This window comes from Rhizorhapis suberifaciens (assembly GCF_014200045.1).
Taxonomy (GTDB): Bacteria; Pseudomonadota; Alphaproteobacteria; order Sphingomonadales; family Sphingomonadaceae; genus Rhizorhapis; species Rhizorhapis suberifaciens.
The window spans coordinates 97,966-114,668 of sequence record NZ_JACHOV010000010.1; the positions used below are offsets into that span (position 1 = coordinate 97,966).

The 16,703-nt window shown below is 59.2% G+C and carries 21 protein-coding genes; 4 read left to right on the top strand and 17 right to left on the bottom strand.

What is annotated here, in order from left to right; all coding sequences use genetic code 11:
- Positions 1-74: 74 nt before the first annotated feature.
- Entirely contained in the window at positions 75-743 is a 669-nt protein-coding gene (gene lexA / locus HNQ99_RS12965) for a transcriptional repressor LexA (RefSeq protein ID WP_184476280.1), read from the top strand.
- Between the two features lie 91 nt (positions 744-834).
- Here lexA and HNQ99_RS12970 read toward each other — a convergent pair whose 3' ends face one another.
- Positions 835-2,973 (bottom strand): ComEC/Rec2 family competence protein, encoded by a 2,139-nt coding sequence (locus HNQ99_RS12970; RefSeq protein WP_246414951.1) that lies wholly within the window; start codon positions 2,971-2,973, stop codon positions 835-837.
- A gap of 66 nt (positions 2,974-3,039) precedes the next feature.
- On the opposite strand from HNQ99_RS12970, the gene gltX reads away from it, so the two are divergent.
- Together gltX and HNQ99_RS12980 are read left to right on the top strand one after the other, a co-directional pair.
- Entirely contained in the window at positions 3,040-4,464 is a 1,425-nt protein-coding gene (gltX, locus tag HNQ99_RS12975) for a glutamate--tRNA ligase (protein WP_184476283.1), read from the top strand.
- Positions 4,465-4,494: 30 nt separating this feature from the next.
- Positions 4,495-5,781, top strand: coding sequence for a citrate synthase (locus HNQ99_RS12980; RefSeq protein WP_184476286.1), 1,287 nt, complete (start codon positions 4,495-4,497; stop codon positions 5,779-5,781).
- A gap of 268 nt (positions 5,782-6,049) precedes the next feature.
- Here the strand turns inward: HNQ99_RS12980 and HNQ99_RS12985 are convergent, their stop codons facing one another.
- The 14 genes from HNQ99_RS12985 to HNQ99_RS13050 form a co-directional block, all read right to left on the bottom strand.
- On the bottom strand, positions 6,050-7,435 hold the full coding sequence (locus tag HNQ99_RS12985; RefSeq protein WP_184476288.1) for a sensor histidine kinase: 1,386 nt from the start codon (positions 7,433-7,435) through the stop codon (positions 6,050-6,052).
- Positions 7,432-8,553, bottom strand: coding sequence for a hypothetical protein (locus HNQ99_RS12990; RefSeq protein WP_184476290.1), 1,122 nt, complete (start codon positions 8,551-8,553; stop codon positions 7,432-7,434). The genes HNQ99_RS12985 and HNQ99_RS12990 overlap by 4 nt, the downstream gene beginning before the upstream one ends.
- A gap of 45 nt (positions 8,554-8,598) precedes the next feature.
- On the bottom strand, positions 8,599-9,660 hold the full coding sequence (locus HNQ99_RS12995) for a tyrosine-type recombinase/integrase (protein WP_184476293.1): 1,062 nt from the start codon (positions 9,658-9,660) through the stop codon (positions 8,599-8,601).
- Positions 9,661-9,665: 5 nt separating this feature from the next.
- On the bottom strand, positions 9,666-9,869 hold the full coding sequence (locus tag HNQ99_RS13000) for a hypothetical protein (RefSeq protein WP_184476296.1): 204 nt from the start codon (positions 9,867-9,869) through the stop codon (positions 9,666-9,668).
- Positions 9,866-10,096 carry a hypothetical protein gene (locus HNQ99_RS13005; protein ID WP_184476299.1) on the bottom strand — a complete coding sequence of 77 codons (231 nt, stop codon included), beginning with the start codon at positions 10,094-10,096 and terminating at the stop codon, positions 9,866-9,868. The genes HNQ99_RS13000 and HNQ99_RS13005 overlap by 4 nt, the downstream gene beginning before the upstream one ends.
- A complete protein-coding gene (locus HNQ99_RS13010; protein WP_184476301.1) occupies positions 10,089-10,988 on the bottom strand; it encodes a phage Gp37/Gp68 family protein in 900 nt (299 codons plus the stop codon). Before HNQ99_RS13010 ends, HNQ99_RS13005 begins: the two co-directional genes overlap by 8 nt.
- Complete coding sequence (locus HNQ99_RS13015; protein WP_184476304.1) at positions 10,981-11,268, bottom strand: hypothetical protein; 288 nt, start codon at positions 11,266-11,268, stop codon at positions 10,981-10,983. The genes HNQ99_RS13010 and HNQ99_RS13015 overlap by 8 nt, the downstream gene beginning before the upstream one ends.
- Entirely contained in the window at positions 11,261-12,046 is a 786-nt protein-coding gene (locus HNQ99_RS13020; RefSeq protein WP_184476307.1) for a hypothetical protein, read from the bottom strand. Before HNQ99_RS13020 ends, HNQ99_RS13015 begins: the two co-directional genes overlap by 8 nt.
- Positions 12,039-12,683 (bottom strand): hypothetical protein, encoded by a 645-nt coding sequence (locus HNQ99_RS13025; protein WP_184476310.1) that lies wholly within the window; start codon positions 12,681-12,683, stop codon positions 12,039-12,041. The genes HNQ99_RS13020 and HNQ99_RS13025 overlap by 8 nt, the downstream gene beginning before the upstream one ends.
- A gap of 482 nt (positions 12,684-13,165) precedes the next feature.
- A complete protein-coding gene (locus HNQ99_RS13030) occupies positions 13,166-13,663 on the bottom strand; it encodes a hypothetical protein (protein ID WP_184476313.1) in 498 nt (165 codons plus the stop codon).
- Entirely contained in the window at positions 13,660-13,905 is a 246-nt protein-coding gene (locus HNQ99_RS13035; protein ID WP_184476316.1) for an acyl carrier protein, read from the bottom strand. Before HNQ99_RS13035 ends, HNQ99_RS13030 begins: the two co-directional genes overlap by 4 nt.
- Positions 13,905-14,561 carry a hypothetical protein gene (locus tag HNQ99_RS13040; RefSeq protein ID WP_184476319.1) on the bottom strand — a complete coding sequence of 219 codons (657 nt, stop codon included), beginning with the start codon at positions 14,559-14,561 and terminating at the stop codon, positions 13,905-13,907. The genes HNQ99_RS13035 and HNQ99_RS13040 overlap by 1 nt, the downstream gene beginning before the upstream one ends.
- Before the next feature lie 12 nt (positions 14,562-14,573).
- Entirely contained in the window at positions 14,574-15,329 is a 756-nt protein-coding gene (locus HNQ99_RS13045; RefSeq protein WP_184476322.1) for a lambda exonuclease family protein, read from the bottom strand.
- Positions 15,326-15,553 (bottom strand): hypothetical protein, encoded by a 228-nt coding sequence (locus HNQ99_RS13050; RefSeq protein ID WP_184476325.1) that lies wholly within the window; start codon positions 15,551-15,553, stop codon positions 15,326-15,328. Before HNQ99_RS13050 ends, HNQ99_RS13045 begins: the two co-directional genes overlap by 4 nt.
- 55 nt (positions 15,554-15,608) lie before the next feature.
- Between HNQ99_RS13050 and HNQ99_RS13055 the strand changes: the two genes are divergently transcribed.
- On the top strand, positions 15,609-16,040 hold the full coding sequence (locus HNQ99_RS13055; RefSeq protein WP_246414952.1) for a hypothetical protein: 432 nt from the start codon (positions 15,609-15,611) through the stop codon (positions 16,038-16,040).
- A gap of 85 nt (positions 16,041-16,125) precedes the next feature.
- On the opposite strand, the gene HNQ99_RS13060 is transcribed toward HNQ99_RS13055, so the two are convergent.
- Both HNQ99_RS13060 and HNQ99_RS13065 read right to left on the bottom strand, forming a co-directional pair.
- Positions 16,126-16,350 (bottom strand): hypothetical protein, encoded by a 225-nt coding sequence (locus HNQ99_RS13060; protein ID WP_184476331.1) that lies wholly within the window; start codon positions 16,348-16,350, stop codon positions 16,126-16,128.
- 3 nt (positions 16,351-16,353) lie between these two features.
- On the bottom strand, positions 16,354-16,701 hold the full coding sequence (locus HNQ99_RS13065; RefSeq protein ID WP_184476334.1) for a hypothetical protein: 348 nt from the start codon (positions 16,699-16,701) through the stop codon (positions 16,354-16,356).
- Positions 16,702-16,703: the final 2 nt, after the last annotated feature.

Here is a 16,703-nt window from a genome sequence, read left to right on the forward strand (position 1 = left end):
CCCGACCGCAAGCTTGACGAGCCTTGATTCGTTTCCTATACGTTCCCTGTCCGTTCCACAAAAAGGGGTCCGCCATGTTGACGCCCAAGCAGCATGAACTGCTTTGTTATATCCATCGCAAGCTAGAGGAAACCGGGGTTTCGCCAAGCTTCGAGGAAATGAAGGAAGCGCTTGACCTGAAATCCAAATCTGGAATTCATCGTCTCGTAAACGCTTTAGAGGAACGGCAGTTCATCCGTCGCCTACCCAACCGCGCGCGTGCGTTGGAAGTGTTGAAGCTTGCCGAAGGCATGGACCGGGCAAAGCCGGTCATCATTGAGACTGCACCCAAGCTTCCGGAAATCCCGATCGCCGCGAATGACGTCATCGATATCCCCTTACATGGCCGTATCGCCGCTGGTGTGCCCATCGAAGCTCTTGAAGGCCACAATATGCTGTCCGTGCCGGCAGCCTTACTGGGTTCGGGCGAACATTATGCGCTCGAAGTGGCGGGCGATTCGATGATTGAAGCAGGGATATTGGACGGCGATTTCGCACTTATCCAGCGGACCGAAGTGGCGCGCGACGGACAGATTGTGGTGGCCCTTATTGACGAAGACGAGGCTACGCTCAAATATTTTCATCGGGACGGTCCCCGCGTTCGGCTCGATCCAGCAAACGCTGCATATGAGCCACAGGTTTATAATGCCTCTCAGGTGCGGGTGCAGGGCAAATTGGCCGGACTGCTGCGCCGGTATAATTGATCGGGGCTTTTGGATCGCTTCTTACGGCGAGATCCCCATCCCCTACACTGCTGTCCCTGCAAGGCTTTCTATTTAATTTGGCCCAATGTGGTCACCGAACGGCTCGCCAGGGATGTCGATCCTGAGGATCGATCGCGGTTCGCACTTGGCGCTTTTCAAAGCTCACCGAGACACCGCCATGCCGCCGCAGAAACGGGCGATCGAGCTTTAACCATCGCGGAATGCAACCTCGTGGCAATTTGCGATCGCTAATCACAATATCGGCCTCACTGCATTGTGCGGCAAGTTGCCGCCATGGAAGCAAGTAACCGCTGCGCGTGGCCAATATCCGCAAATCCCGATTGTCTGCACTGGTCGTGACGGCGCACATGTCCGCACTGCAACGGGAATTTGGCAACTTAGCGACTTCGGTCAGGTCTCCGTCATACCCGGCATTCTCGCTCAGCATGTCTCGTACGTAATCACCGGCCTTCCCTCGCAACAACGCCAGGCCGCCATCGCCGGTTCTAACAACCATGTGTCGTCCATCGCCCGTCACCAGCAGGTCGGGGGCGGGTGACATCAGCATTACAGCCAGTCCGGGCATTATCGCGGCAAGGCCGTACCAGCGCGCGCCGGTTCGCCACAGGCTCACCCAAAGCGCGCCCGCCACGACAAGACCGAAGGCCCACCCCGGAAATACGGGTAGCATCGCTACCGCTCCGGGCCGACTTGCCACGAAATGCGCAACCCATAAAAGCAGGCTCAGCGCTTTCCCCACCAGCCACCAGGCCGGGGCGCCAAGTCCCGCAATGTCCAGGAAAAGTGCCAATGCCTCTAGCGGCATGATCACGAACGTCGTCAGAGGAATAGCGATCATATTGGCCGACGCGCCATAAAGACCTGTCTGATGAAAATGGTATAGCGCAATGGGAGCAAGCACCACTTCAACAGCCACACCTGTAAGGAAGAGGGCAGCCAAACCCCGGACCAACCGCACCAGCAGCCAGTCTTCCTCTCGCCGCTGCACTATCTTTCGAAAACCGGCGTGCTCATGCAGAGCCACAATCGCAACGACAGCAGCAAAACTCAGCTGAAAGCTGGGTCCTACCACAGCCTCTGGCCAAAATATCAGTACGAAGACCGCCCCCGCCGCCACTAAGCGCAATGTGATTGCGTCCCGCCCTAGCGCTAGGCCGCCCAGCACGAGCAGTGCCGCCACACAGGACCGGACGGTAGGCACCTCGGCTCCGGTCAGCAATGTATATCCAATTCCGGCGATGGCGCCTGCACCAGCGGCGATCAGCAGTAGTGGCCAACGAAGCGCCAGCCGAGGGCTAAGAGCCATCATCCGGAAAAGGATGAACATCACGCCGCCGACCAGGGCAGTGACGTGAAGGCCGCTGATCGACAGCAAATGGGCCAGGCCGCTCCGACGCATGGCTTCTGCGTCTTCTTCGCTGATCCCGCCTTGGTCGCCGGTCGCCAGCGTAGCGGCAATAGCCCCCGCCCCGCCATCCACCCTCTGCTGAATATGAGCTGAGAGCCCGTGACGGAGCGAAGGAGGGCCGCCTCCCGGTGCGCGCCCAAGCAACACAATAGGCGGCAACGCGCGTCCTGTGGCCCCAATCCCATCAAACCAAGCCCGTTGGGAGAAATCATAGGCACCTGGAACAGCGGGGTCCGCCGGCGGCATGAGTCGCGCCTGAAGACTTATCCGGTTTCCTTCGGTCAGTCCCTGAGGGGCGTCCTTGTCGGCAATATTGATCCGTACATTTGGAGGAAGGTCAGGTCTGTCGATAGGCTGCAACATAACGCGTATCATCGAACGCCCACCCATTGGCTGCAGATCAGTGATGAGAGCGTTAAAGGTCGTGAACTGCGGCCGCTTGAGCACTGGTTCGGCAACGATTTCCGACTTACTCCAGACAAGGGCACAACCCAGTGCGCCCAGCAGTCCGGCCGCCAGCAGGATGCGACCGAACCGCATTTCCAACGGCAGCAGAAGGGCCAACGCCGCAAGGCCCAGGCACGCGCTGATCCAGGCCAGCCAAGCCATGGGGACCGGTAAGGAAAACCAGGCCGCTATGCCAATGCCAAGCCCTACCGGAAGCCAAAGGGCAACATGATCTCTCTCCCGCTCCAGCCAGTCTTCAACTTGGTGCGATATGGCGCGAAAAAACAGTCCCGCGCTCACCCATCGGGGGGTTTGTGGAACCTCAAAAGCCATGCTAGGGGCGTCACCGGTCATTCTGGCCTGTCATCCCCGATATCTGCGGCAGGATGTCTGAAGCCGGGCTTATTGAGGAATTAGTGCGTGAGCGCAACAATCGAGAATAAGGGCGTCGTCACGCGTTTTGCCCCTTCTCCGACCGGCTATCTGCATATCGGCGGGGCACGGACCGCTTTGTTCAATTGGTTGTTCGCGCGGCACCATGGCGGGAAATTTCTTCTGCGCATTGAGGATACGGACCGCGCACGTTCGACCGACGCTGCAATTGACGCCATTTTCGACGGTCTTGGATGGCTGGACCTGGCGGGCGATGAACCGGCGGTGTTCCAATATGATCGCGCTTGGCGGCACGCTGAGGTAGCGAAGCAATTGCTGGAAGAAGGCAAGGCATATCGTTGCTATGCGACGGCAGAGGAACTGGAACAGATGCGCGCGGCGCAGCGCGCGGCCAAGCAGCCGATCCGCTATGACCGACGCTGGCGGGACAGGAGCCCTGCCGAAGCACCAGAAGGTGCTCCTTATGTTATCCGGTTAAAAGCGCCAACCGACGGCGAAACGACGATTGCCGACCGCGTGCAAGGTGAAGTGACGGTACAAAATGCCGAAATAGACGATTTCATATTGCTGCGATCGGACGGTTCGCCGACCTATATGCTTTCCGTGGTTGTCGACGATTATGACATGGGCATCACCCATATCATTCGCGGCGATGATCATCTTAACAATGCCTTCCGCCAGCTCGCGCTCATTCGCGCAATGGGCTGGCCGGAACCAATTTATGCCCATGTGCCGCTGATCCATGGTGCCGATGGCGCAAAGCTGTCCAAGCGCCACGGAGCAATGGGAGTCGATGCCTATCGTGACGAAATGGGCATGCTTCCAGAGGCCCTTTCCAATTACCTCCTTCGGCTGGGCTGGGGCCATGGCGACGAGGAATTCATTTCTCGAGAGAGGGCCGTTGAGCTGTTCGATCTGGACGGCGTGGGTCGGTCGCCATCTCGTTTCGACCTGAAGAAGCTCGAGAATCTAAACGGTCATTATATTCGCGAGGCAGATGACGTGCGTCTCGCGCAACTGGTCGCGCCTCGAACGAAAACGCTATTGGGTCGAGAATTGACCTCGGAGGAAGGCAGTTTGTTGGCCAAAGCGATGGTCTCGTTGAAGCCAAGGGCCAAGGATCTCAATGAGTTAGCTGACGCGGCCACCTTCCTTTTTAAAAATCGTCCACTTGATCTCGACGAGAAGGCGAAAGCTTTGCTAGATGAGCCGGCTCGCGCACTCATCGGGAAAACCCGGGCATCGCTGTCGGACGTGCAGGAATGGTCGATAGCGAAGCTTGAAGAAAAAGTGCGGAGTGTGGCGGAGGAAGCGGAAACTGGCCTTGGAAAGGTGGCTCAGCCCCTGCGCGCAGCGCTAACGGGCAGGACCACCTCACCGGGAATTTTCGACGTCCTCTTTCTCCTTGGGAAAGAAGAGACGCTAGGGCGCTTGTCGGACGCGGAACGGTAACGACGGGCTGACGATTGGATGGAGAAAAAAATGGGTGAACGCGACGCCGCATTGAACATTGGCGGAAAGTCACAGGATTATGCGATCTTGTCGGGGTCTGTTGGGCCGGATGTGCTCGACATCCGAAAACTGTATGCCAATACCGGGATGTTCACCTACGACCCCGGCTTCACCTCAACCGCCAGCTGCGAATCGGCCCTGACCTATATTGACGGTGATGAAGGTGTGCTGCTCCACCGCGGCTATCCTATCGAGCAATTGGCCGAACAGAGCAGTTTCATGGAGGTCTGCTACCTCCTGCTGAGGGGTGAGCTTCCATCGCAGCAGGAATTGCAGGGCTTCACGCAGACCATTTCCCGGCACACGATGGTGCATGAGCAGCTATCGACATTTTACCGCGGTTTTCGTCGGGATGCACACCCGATGGCGATTATGTGCGGCGTGGTGGGCGCCCTCTCCTCATTCTATCATGACTCGACGGACATCAATGATCCGCACCAGCGCATGGTCGCCAGCCACCGCCTGATTGCAAAAATGCCAACAATTGCGGCGATGGCGTATAAATATTCCATCGGCCAGCCCTTCGTCTATCCGCGCAATGATTTGAGCTACACCGGCAATTTCCTGCGCATGACCTTTTCGGTCCCTGCGGAGGAATATGAGGTGGATCCTGTGGTCGAGTCGGCGATGGACAAGATCTTCATTCTTCACGCCGATCATGAACAAAATGCTTCGACCTCGACTGTTCGCCTGGCAGGTTCTTCAGGAGCGAACCCCTTCGCCTGCATCGCAGCCGGCATTGCCTGCCTTTGGGGTCCGGCGCATGGTGGCGCCAACGAAGCGGCGCTCAACATGCTTCGGGAGATCGGATCGGTTGATCGCATTCCTGAATATATCGCACGCGCCAAGAACAAGGACGACCCGTTCCGCCTGATGGGCTTCGGGCACCGGGTCTATAAGAATTACGACCCACGCGCGAAGGTCATGCAGAAGACGGCAAACGAGGTGCTGGACAAACTGGGTGTCAAGGACCCCATCTTCGACGTCGCCCGCGAGCTTGAGCAGATTGCGCTCAATGATGATTATTTCGTGGAAAAGAAGCTCTATCCCAATGTAGACTTCTACAGCGGCGTGATCCTGTCTGCGATCGGTTTCCCGACAGACATGTTCACCGTGCTCTTCGCGCTGGCCCGCACTGTGGGCTGGGTCGCGCAGTGGAACGAAATGATCTCCGATCCAGCCCAGCGCATCGGCCGCCCGCGCCAGCTCTACACCGGGCCGGCGGCACGCGACTATACGCCGATCACCCAACGCTGAACGGCAAGCATGAAGAAAGCGGCGCCCCCTATTGGGGCGCCGTTTTTGTTTTGGCGATGATTAGATTCGGCAATCGACCATTGCAGACGCTAGAGAATCTTTGACCTTATGGAGTTAGTGGACATAAATTTTTGAGGCTAACGGGAGGCGAACGGCGGTTTGTCGATGCATCTGCCCCGAAAGCTGACTGTCGCTTAGCCACCCCAAGGCGAAAGTTCTGTGCACGCGGCCAAGCAAGTTGGCCAAGAGCCGACAGCTGCCCCACAGCTTATCCTTCGCCGCGGGCTTTCATGCTTAGCGTAAACCGGGCCCCCTCTCCCGGCGCGCTTTGGACGGTGACGTCGCCCTGCATGGCTCGGGCGAGCCTGCGCGAGATGTAGAGGCCCAGGCCGCTTCCCCCGGCCTCATCCCGCCCTAGCCGTTCGAACTTGTCGAAGATTTTTTCTTGATCTTCGGGCGCTATGCCCCGCCCCTCGTCAGTGACGTTGACTTTGGCCCATTCACCGTCGCGTTCGCAGCGAATGGAGACAACGGAGTTTTCGGGCGCATAGCGGATAGCGTTGCCCACCAGGTTGACCAGAATCTGCAATGATCGCCGGAATTCCCCTGTTGCAGGGAGGCTTTCGTCCGGACCTGGCGCCTCGATCCTGATCTTGCGATCAGATGCTTTTACCGCCAGCAACCCCACCGTGCGTCGGGCAATATCGGCCAGGTCGACATCCTCCATTACCGGATTGAAGTCGGGACGCTCGATGGCTTGCAAATCGGCCAGGTCATCGACCAGTTCCATCAGGTGCCGGCCCGCAGCGGCAATGTCACTGGCGTAATTGGCGTAATCCCGCCGCAAAGGGCCCTGAAGCTGACCGCTAATAGTCTCAGCATTGGCGATTATTCGCCCGAGCGGCTTGCGCAGCGCTCGGTCCAGTCGCTGACCGAACATATGGGCATAAGCTCCATGTTCGGGCGTGGGAGTGCCGTTGGCCGATGGCGGGCCAGAATATGCGGCAGCTTTGCCGCGATAGCCCACCAGGCCGCCGTGCGTGTCGAAAATAGGAAATCCTGAAAGCACGTATCGCTCCAACGGGCGGTCGCGCACCGTTGCTTTTTGATCGAGAAACGGCACCCGGTCGGCCATGGCCTTCAGGATCGGGAAATGATGGTCTTCGCCTTCCTCCAGTTTGAAGAAGTAGGTAAGCAGCGTTCCCGCCTCCGGCCAATTCTCCCCATTGGTCACAGGGGCGATCCGGGGCATTGCAAGAAAGCGCAATTCACTATCGATGCGCCAGTTCCATCCTTCGGCGGCCCTTACCAGATCCGACTGCCGTTCCTGCTCGATGACCGGACTTTGCGGCTCTACGTCCCGTTCTTTCCAGTCCAGGATTGTCAATGTGACCATGCCATGGTCCGGCCGGGCCCGAACCCACATGTCGATGTCGACGTCTCGGTCGGCTGCTAGAACCGGACGGGAAATCAGCGTATTGAGCCGCAATGCCAACCTAGCGAGCGCGGCCAATTGGGGAATCGCAAGCGGTCCTCCTTCCTCTCCGCCTGCGCGTAATTGCAGGTTCATGAGCAAGGGGTCGGCCGACACCAGCTCTCCTTGAGCGCTGACAACGGCCTGGATAGATGTATGCCCTGCAGGCAGAGCGGTCATTTGGCGCTCCGGCCCGGCAAGCCGACGCCATAAAGCATCGCCGATTTGTCGCGGTAGGTTTGGGGCAAGAGAACAGCCATGGACTCTCTGTTCGCCTGTTCCTTGTCGAGCGCGCCATATTGCCGGGCGAGATCAATGAGCCTTGAGTCGGTCAAATCCCCCCGCACCATCTGCAAATCCAGCAGCAAGCGGCTTGCCTCTTCCCCCTCCATGTCCTGCCGCCGCATGATCGCGAGCAACAATTCGGGGTCTTCGCTGCATAAAAGGGCGAACAGCCGATCCATCGGCACGTCCTGCTTCAACGATACGAAGGCCATCAGCAGCAAATAGCGCTGTTGGCGCAGCGCCTGAGTCTGGCTCTCCGCCACGTCCCGCCTGTCCCTGATCAGTCGCGCCAGCTTGGCTGCCAGCGCAAACGGGCCTTTTTCTTCGTCATATTGACGCAGCATCGATATGCCGATCTCACCCAGCAAGGTGTCGATCTTGCGAGAGGACGCTATGCCTGTCCTGGTTAGCGCTCCCGCCAGGATGGCGGCAATTGTCCAGATCAGGTCCGAATAAATTTCGGCAGGCACGTCAGCGCGGACCAGCACGAACTCCTGATCGGGCTCGGCCCACCGATTCTCAGTAAGGAACAGGGCAAGCGCGGTGTCGGCAATCGCCCGGTCAGGATCGTCAAGCAACCAGGAAAGGCTGCTTTCTGCAGGGCCATCGACCGCAAGGCTGCCGCCGTTGCGCGCCAGAATCGAAATACAGGCCCGGTGACGCATGTGGGACACAAGCTCCGGGCTTGCCAGGGCCGGGTGCAGTTGAAGCGTGCGCCAGCTATAGCCGTGACCCAGAGTCTCGACTGCATCAGGCAACAGCGACGCCACCTCCCCCGCCTTGGTGCGCAGGGCCAGGAGCATGCCTGTTTCGACCGTCGTTACGCAACCTTCCAGATGGCGCCGCATCTCCGTCACCATCGCGTCCGGCATCTTTCGGTCGTTCGCGCGGAAAAGATCCGTTAGATCAAGCAGATGACGGCTAAGATGCGCGGCGTCATGTCCGCCCGGCGCAAAAACGCCGTTGGACTGGGCGGCTCCTCCTCCATTCGGCTGATGATTGCGGGCAGTCATAATTGCACCTTAGGGCTGCGTGGTTAATTTGCCCTAAACGACAACTCACGCTTTTCCGCCTTTTTCCGAAGAGTTTTCCATACCGTTTGAAAGTTCCATTTCTGTTCCGCCCCATAATTTCATGGCCGAACGGGCAAGAGATGACTGGCTGCGGCGTCGAGCATAATACTCGACCATCCTGAGCGACTGCCCGCTGATTGCCGCAGTCTGGGCGACAGAGCAGCCGACCTCCAGCAACGCATTGACCGCGTTCTTGCGAAGGCCGTGGGGGACGATCTTCACCCCCCGCCCCTTTGCCCAATTCTGGATCACGCGCCGCAACGTTCCTTCATTGAAGGCTTTGCCGTCATCATTGAGCAAGATCGTCCGCAAGTCCCTATCCCGGCTATCAAGTTCGCGGCACAGTGCCGGGTGTAGCGGGATCACCATGTCCTTGCGCGTCTTCTGCTGGCGAATGGTCAACACGCCGTCGCTGATCATCGACCAGCGCATTGCCGCTACATCGCCGATCCGCTGCGCCGTGTAGTAGAGAAGATGCACCGCCATGCGAACGGTCGGATCATCGCTTTCCAGCGCAGCGCGCAACAATTCATCGGGCCAGGGCTCATGCTCGCCAAGGTCGTTCTCGTCGATGTCATCCGCTGGCCGATTCGTGACCAGCCCCGCGCGCCGTCCCCACCGATACAGCGCTGAAACCGAAGCAATGAGCATGTTGGCCGCGCCCGGTGTCTTGGACGACATCCGATCGAACAAGGTGACAATATCCAACCGCTCTATTCGATCGGCTGGGGCCGTCGGCAGCATGTCGGCAAAGCGGCCTTGATAGATGCGATACAGCTTTTGCGTGGATGGCTGGAGCTTCAAGAACTTCTGGCTGGCATGATATTGCTCGACGAACGCCTTGACGGTCAGGGCGCCATGCTCTGTCCGCCTCTCCCGGTGGCCAAGCATCGCCGCATAGACCGAACCGAACGACTTGTCGGACGGGCTGGGCAGCGGCTTGTAGATCACCTTGCCGCGCGCGTCCTTCTCGCCAGTGTCGAAATAGACATAGACCTTGCCCTTGGCGCGGACGGTCTTGGTATAGGCGAGTCCCTTGCGGCGCATGACGGTTATCCCTGTCCTGAGTAAAGTGGCTGATTGCGCCGCCAGTCATCAGCGGCAGGAGGCGCTACCTCTTCCGATTCGCCGATGATGACCTCAATCCGCTGCTTCTCCAAATCCATGACGATTCGCGCGCGCTCGTAGCCCCCAGCCTTCACGGCCTTTACGGCACGCTCCATGTCGGCCTGGCTGATGCGCGCGGCGGCTGTCATAGCCTCTCCGCCTCCTCAACCGTCAGCTTCCGCTCAACCCCATCGGCCCGAACGATATGGATATGGTCGATGGCATCCCAATTCGGCCCGCGCTCCACCAGGTCCTGCAGGTCCTCCAGCTCCTCAATGTCATGCTGGACGTCGACGAGACCGTTTTCGGTTCGGTAGTGAACCGTGGCGATCCAGCGGACGAACTTGACGTGGGGGCGGTCTAGGACTTCAGGCATTGGTCGCGTCCTCCTGCCCCACGCCGGGAAACCCATTATGCTCGACGCCATCCAGCAGGCGGCCGGCGGCTTTCTTGCCGACTCGATAGGTATAGAGGGCGTCGTCAAAATAGGTGATTCCACGCGATGCTGCGGCAATTCTGGCGGAATCTAATACCTGATTGGCCGGAAGCCACTCCCCCCACTGCTTGAACAGGAACGGCACCTCGGCCGCCGCACATTGGTCCCGCAGGCTCCGCGCCCACTCCGGATGAATCCGCCGGGCCTTCGCGCCAGATTCCCCGCCCAAAATGACCCAATCCAGCGCTGCCAGCCATTCCGGCTTCAGAACCACCGCCCCAAGCAGCGGTTCCATGGACAATCCCACCCAAGGAATGCTCAGCCTCTGCTTCAGGTCGATGAGCCGCGGAATATCTCGGTCCGCTTCTTCCTGATTGACCACCGAAATGATGAGCCCGGCATGCCTGGGCCATGTCTTACCGATCGCAGCAAGGCGCTTCTCCACGATGGAAACCCGCTTGGTGACGATCTGGATTTCGAGCCGATCGCAGGCTTCGATATGCTGCCAAGCCTCCGCGAACCACTCCAGCGGCACCTCATTGTCAAACAGGTCCGACATGGACTGGATGAAGACGCGTCGCCTCCAATTGGGATGGAGCTTGCCGATCAGGGCATCGGCCGCCCACCAAGAATAATCATTGTCCAGCTTGTGGATTAGCTTGACCGCACCTTTGATCTTCCGGCGCGGCGCACCCACGCCCCAAAGACCACCGCCGAAGCGTTTCGACCAGGTTTCAGCATAGCACCCGTCGCAGCCCGGACCGACCTTGGTGCAGCCCCACCAGAAATTGACGGTGGCGTCGGTCCATTCGATAGAGGTCCTGTCAGCCATTTGCCGCCCTTTCCTGATTGTAATAGCTCCGCTCGCCATCCGGTGCCGCCTCATCCGGCTCGTCGAAACAGGCCCGAACATCGTCAGCGAGCATGCGGAGCAGCCGCCGAAAATAGGCGCTCCGGTTCCGCTCCGTGGATTTGCGCTCGAGCCATGCAACGATATTGGGCCGCGCCTGCATCGCCCGCACAATCTCCGCCGCATCAGCAGCGCTATGGGTGTCGGCAAAATGCTCGCCATTGCGTAGGACTTGCTGGGCGTTGGCGGTGTATTCAGGCATTTGCGATCTCCCCAAACAGATTGGCGACAGGGTCGGCAAATAGGTCCGGCGCCATGAGCCTGCCCCACTGGTCGAACTCAGCCTCGATTTGGGCATAGTTGACGGGGTGCTGCGCCTTTAGATCTGGCGTGGTTTCAGACCGGACATAACCATGCTCAGACTTGGCGAGGAAACCTTGATAGGCATCGGTCCATCGTGACGGGCTGATCTGGATAGCCTTCATGTCCGCGCGGGTGACATAACCACGGCGCTCCAGAATAATCATGAGCCGGATGGCCTTGATCTTCCACTCCGTCAGCTTCACCGGCGAGGCGTGACCTGCTTCGACATCAGGAATATAGTCCGGAAGCGGGCAGCGCTCAGCCGGAAGCCAGTTCGGCCAGTCAGGCCCATAGGACTCCGATGGAAGCCCGAAGCTACGGTAAACACCGCGCTCCATCGGTTCCACCGTCACGATGCCAATACCAACGGCCTTGCATATCCGGGTCAAATGGCGCTGCAGCCCAGCAGAAGGAACCAAGACACCACGATAATCCGGGCCCTGTGTTCGCCAGGTGCTGTGCTGCTGGTCCAGTGCTTGATCAATGACCTTGGCATTAAGGCTCAGCTTCGCCTCAAGCCCAAGCTGGAAACCGTCTTTATGGACCATAAGCAGGTCCCAATCAGCGGTTTCCGCATATACGGTCCATTTGCTGCCGTCGCCGTTCTTACGGTTCAGTTGTGCCAAGAAATCACGCACTAAATCAGCCTCGGTGGCGTAGGGGCGGGCCTTAGCCATCGATATTCCCCTTTCGAACATCGAACGACACCGCGACAACCCAAGGATTTTCGTCCCAAGCATCAATGCCGTTGATCATATCCCAGAGGTAGCGATAGGACGGGATCGCCAAATCCTTGCTGTGGAAACATCCGCAGTCATGTTCGGATGTGCCATCGATCGGGCCAGTGCCGCATATGTAGCAGGATACCCCCTCAGCGATCGCATCTTCCTCGCTGATGTCCTGCAACCGCTGCACCCGAACGTCAGTCACGGTCAGGGTCAGGCGGGAGGCCCAACGGGGCATGTGCATGCCAGCGCGACGGCGGCCGAACGGTGAGCCGATGGTGTCCGATGGCGACCATTCGTAGGTCCCCCGGTAATAGACCGGCGTGCCGACACCAAGGTCGCGCGGAGCCATCGGGTCAACGCTTGGATGTGTTGACCACTCCTCGCGCACATAGAGGCGGTCGCTTACCGCGAAGCGCGGCGCGAACCGATAGGCTGTGCCGCCAAAGCGCGGACCCTCAAAGATGAGGATCTGACCTGGCGCCATATCCTTGCCCGTGGTGGTAATGATACGCCGCGTCTGCGTCTTGCGCCCATCGAGCAAAGCCCGAACCATCGGCGCTGAAAATAATATTGGGCGATCAGCCATTACGCGGCCCCTTCCATTGCTCGTAGGTTTTGGCGTGTTCCGCGCACAGGTCTTTGTCCGGTGCTGGTGATGTGGTGCATCGGTCACACAAAGGTTTGTCGCAGGTTCCCGATTTCCGCACCGTTGCGTCCTTGGGCAATTTCCAATCGCAAAGTAGGGTGGCTATGCGTCCGCAGCGGCACCGATCATAGGCACGGCGCGGTCCGCACACTATGGCGACCCCACCCCCTGGCATAGTGACGCGCTCGCACGTCATACCGCCACCCTCATATCCCCATAGACCATCGCCATTGTGGATAGCGGCAGAACGCAGCCGCAGAAGGCGCATTCGGATGTCTGCCTGCCAACGGTCCAATTCGACCGGGTACAGGCCGGACAATGGTTCGTCTCGCCTTGGCGATAGAGAATGGCGTATCCCCGTTCCGGCATTGGCTGGCGTTTTTGCCTGACAGGCTTGCGGATGTGTCTTGGCATGGTTCCTCCTATGATGCCTTCGCAGGCTTGCCGCCGTAGAAGCGGTCCAGAATCTTGAGCGGGTCATTGTCCCGCGCGATCATTTCCTCGACCATCCGGCGCGCCTCGACCGCGCTGGCATTCCTGCTGCGCCAGAGTTCCCTGTAGAGGTCGCGATATTCGGGCGGACACCATGCCAGCACCGTATCGCTACGCGCCCTGCCTGCTTGAGCCCTGACCTCTGGCGACAGGTTCTTTGCCCGCACGTCCGGCCGGGACAGCACATCTCGATAGATGCGCCGCCCATGCTCGCGCTTGCGTTCGACCATCTCCGGGTCGGCCATGACGCGCTTCGTCAGATCCTGAACTTTCTTGCGCGCCTTGGCCCTATTGTCCGGGTCGTCGTAGTGGGCGCGGATATTCTGCACCCGCTTGGTATGGATCGCCGGGTCGCTGTTCATCCACTTGGCGGCACAGGACCAGCAACGCTTGGCCTTGCGGCTTTTCGGATGGGTGCATTCGGTCACGCCGGCACACCCATTTTCTTGGCTACCATGTCGACGAGATCACCGACGGTCTTGCATCCCTGAGCCTCAAGGTCCGAGAAATGCAGGCCGTGCGCGTCTTCGATCATCATCACGATCTCCAGCATGTCGAGGCTGTCGCCGCCCAGGTCGCACTGGATGTCGGCGTTCGGGTTGCTGGCTTGCTCATCGGTGACGCCAAGGCATTCCTTGACGGCGGTGGCTACGATTTCGGTGGGGGTCATCAGAATTCGTCCTCGTCCGCAAAAGCCTCGCCCCGCTGCTCGTCTGCTGGCCCTTCGACAGCCAGGTCGAGACGGCGCGCGTGCAAAACGTCGGCGCAATCCCGGTGCAGTTCCGGACGCTTGGCCTTGAGCTCGTCCAGCTTGGCCGCCTTATCGGCGGCGAACGCCTCCAGTTCGTCGAGGCTGTTGAAGCTGTTGACCTTGCCGATGTAGGCGCTTGCCCATTTGGCGGCGGGGTCGTCATTGGCTCGTTGTACTGGAGCATTGGCGAGCGGCTTGACGGTGTAGGGTGCGCGCTTGCCGCGCGTGGCGGTCAAAGCCATCACCATTTCGCGATCGATGTCAGAAAGGTGACTGATACGGATACCGCCCACTTCCATGCCGCCCCATTTCACCTTTGGATCGCGATAGAGCGTGACGGCGCGCCCGACATATGCTTTTGCATCCGGACCCCATGCAGCGACGAGAACGCGACACATAGACTTGCACGGCTTCCACGGGCGTCCGCCGTCGTCATCATAGTGAATCGTTACCGGCTGCTCTGTGCCGGGCCGGATATCCACTTCGGCAATCCGGATCGTGAGCGGTCCTGCGATCAGGTCGTCGGCGGATATCTGGTCGCTTTTAGGCACAATGACTGGCGTCATGTCGTTCATGGTCTTTTCCCTTCAAACAAACATTTCTTGTTCAACGCGGCGCTCGGTCGCGATCATCTTGCGCGCGGCAACCGTCGCCTCGTAGATCGCCAGCTTGTCGGCGAGTTTGGCTTCAAAGGCTGCGGCCGCCGTCTCGATGGCTTCCTGAATGACCGGATCGGCATGCACCCGCATGACCGCCATGGGCAGGCCGCCACTGTACGAAACGAGGTCGCACCAGGCGCGCTCTGTCACGAGCATTCCGGTCTGGCACTGGATCACGTAATCGGCGGGGATTGTCTCACCCTTGTCCACGCCGACATTCTCGACGATCGTCTGCACCTGATATTTCTGCCGGCGGCTCTTGCATTCAATCAGGCCATCGTCACCGACCAACGCATCCGGGCTGTAACCGATCGTAAAGCCCCATTTATCGTTGGTGATGAACCCAATTTCTTTCACCGGCGCGAAATTCTTGTGGTAGAGCATCCGGGCCTCGGTCTCGTCATCACGCCCGCGCAGCATGTCATCTGAGATGTAGTGCGGCTCGACATAGCCGGTGATGCGCTGGCCAAGGAGTTCGTAAAGGTGCGCGCGCGTCTTGTCGTTGTCAGCAACCTTGAGCGTCGGCGTGATAATCAATTTCATCTCGCTCGCCGTGAGTAAGCCGCAGCGCTCAGCCAGCCATTCATCCGAACCCTGGATCAAGTCTTTGTGATAGGTGATGTGGGAGCCAGCAAGGGGAAGGTTATTGGCCTTCCCCCCTCCCTGCTGAGAAACTTGGGTCACAGTGCGGCCTCTGCCTCTGCAAGCTTGCGCATGTCCTCAAGCGCGGCTTCGTTGCCGTCATAGAAGCGGCACGGATTGATCGGCGCTCCGCTTTCACGGTAGATCAGCATTGCTGCCAGTTCAGTGTTGAAGCGCGTTTCGAGCGCCTTACCCTTCTCACCAGCCAGAGTAACCACCCAACCGGCCCGGCAATGCGTCGTCTCGCAGGTGTGCCACGTATCCATATCCAAGGCGTTTGGCTGCGATACGGCGGCGTAGACCTTGCTATGAATGTTATCGATGGTCGGTATTTCAACCGACTCGCTGGCGGTGCCTTTTTTGTCCGAGCAGTCCGAGCAGCGCGAGCAGTACGAGCAGTCCGAGCAGTCCGAGCAGTACGAGCAGCGCGAGCAGTCCGAGCAGTCCGAGCAGTACGAGCAGCGCGAGCAGTCCGAGCAGCGCGAGCAGTACGAGCAGTACGAGCAGCGCGAGCAGTGCGAGCAGCCCGAGCAGTCCGAGCAGTCCGAGCAGTACGAGCAGTCCGAGCAGTCCGAGCAGCGCGAGCAGTCCGAGCAGTCCGAGCAGCGCGAGCAGTCCGAGCAGTCCGAGCAGTCCGAGCAGTACGAGCAGTCCGAGCAGTCCGAGCAGTCCGAGCAGTACGAGCAGTTGATACAATTATCGCAATCGATCAGCGAACGAATTGCTTCTTCTGCGGCCTCACGCGAACCATAGCGCGCGATCTCATTGCGGTTGCCGCGCTCATCCCAAAGCCAGCCTTCCTTTTCGGTGATGTTCATATTTCCTCCTGAAAATCAGTTCAAAGCGTGGCCTGGGCCACCTCCCACAGAATTTGAGCAGCTATGGCGAACCCCATAACGAACACGAAAAGACCGGCGACAACCCAACCGATCACGCCTGAGGGTTCGTCGGCGCTCTCACAGTCCTCCTGTTCAGCCTTCATCCGAAGTGCATCACGAAGTTTGTCTGCGGCTGCGTCAACGTGTGGCGCGGTCCAGCGGTCAACGGGGGTTTGCATGGTCATGCCTCAACCCTTCACCGGCAAGGCATCGACAGCATCCCGGAAGCTAGCCGGGGCCGCATCATGCTCGCGGATCAAATTGAGAACCGCTTCCTTGCATTCCGCGGCCGTCTTGAGAACCTTCTGCTGTTCCTTCGCCTTCTCGACCTTAGCCCACATATCGGCTATCGCGGCTTCCAGTGTGTAGCCTCTGCCATGACAGCCAGTGTCGCGAATAACATCGCCCTTTGGCCAGTAGCAGGAAGCACCCCAATTACCGGTCGCATTCGGAGCGAATACACAAAATCCTGGTGCATCAATCGCGCCAATGAATTCATGCGCGATTTGGGCATAAGTCTTCGTCATCGTGGTCATGT

Coding starts and splice junctions, on each gene's coding strand:
- lexA (WP_184476280.1), top strand. CDS start 75: ATGTTGACGCCCAAGCAGCATGAACTGCTTTGTTATATCCATCGCAAG.
- HNQ99_RS12970 (WP_246414951.1), bottom strand. CDS start 2,973: ATGACCGGTGACGCCCCTAGCATGGCTTTTGAGGTTCCACAAACCCCC.
- HNQ99_RS12980 (WP_184476286.1), top strand. CDS start 4,495: ATGGGTGAACGCGACGCCGCATTGAACATTGGCGGAAAGTCACAGGAT.
- HNQ99_RS12985 (WP_184476288.1), bottom strand. CDS start 7,435: ATGACCGCTCTGCCTGCAGGGCATACATCTATCCAGGCCGTTGTCAGC.
- HNQ99_RS12990 (WP_184476290.1), bottom strand. CDS start 8,553: ATGACTGCCCGCAATCATCAGCCGAATGGAGGAGGAGCCGCCCAGTCC.
- HNQ99_RS12995 (WP_184476293.1), bottom strand. CDS start 9,660: ATGCGCCGCAAGGGACTCGCCTATACCAAGACCGTCCGCGCCAAGGGC.
- HNQ99_RS13000 (WP_184476296.1), bottom strand. CDS start 9,869: ATGACAGCCGCCGCGCGCATCAGCCAGGCCGACATGGAGCGTGCCGTA.
- HNQ99_RS13005 (WP_184476299.1), bottom strand. CDS start 10,096: ATGCCTGAAGTCCTAGACCGCCCCCACGTCAAGTTCGTCCGCTGGATC.
- HNQ99_RS13010 (WP_184476301.1), bottom strand. CDS start 10,988: ATGGCTGACAGGACCTCTATCGAATGGACCGACGCCACCGTCAATTTC.
- HNQ99_RS13015 (WP_184476304.1), bottom strand. CDS start 11,268: ATGCCTGAATACACCGCCAACGCCCAGCAAGTCCTACGCAATGGCGAG.
- HNQ99_RS13020 (WP_184476307.1), bottom strand. CDS start 12,046: ATGGCTAAGGCCCGCCCCTACGCCACCGAGGCTGATTTAGTGCGTGAT.
- HNQ99_RS13025 (WP_184476310.1), bottom strand. CDS start 12,683: ATGGCTGATCGCCCAATATTATTTTCAGCGCCGATGGTTCGGGCTTTG.
- HNQ99_RS13035 (WP_184476316.1), bottom strand. CDS start 13,905: ATGACCCCCACCGAAATCGTAGCCACCGCCGTCAAGGAATGCCTTGGC.
- HNQ99_RS13040 (WP_184476319.1), bottom strand. CDS start 14,561: ATGAACGACATGACGCCAGTCATTGTGCCTAAAAGCGACCAGATATCC.
- HNQ99_RS13050 (WP_184476325.1), bottom strand. CDS start 15,553: ATGGATACGTGGCACACCTGCGAGACGACGCATTGCCGGGCCGGTTGG.
- HNQ99_RS13055 (WP_246414952.1), top strand. CDS start 15,609: ATGGTCGGTATTTCAACCGACTCGCTGGCGGTGCCTTTTTTGTCCGAG.
- HNQ99_RS13060 (WP_184476331.1), bottom strand. CDS start 16,350: ATGACCATGCAAACCCCCGTTGACCGCTGGACCGCGCCACACGTTGAC.
- HNQ99_RS13065 (WP_184476334.1), bottom strand. CDS start 16,701: ATGACCACGATGACGAAGACTTATGCCCAAATCGCGCATGAATTCATT.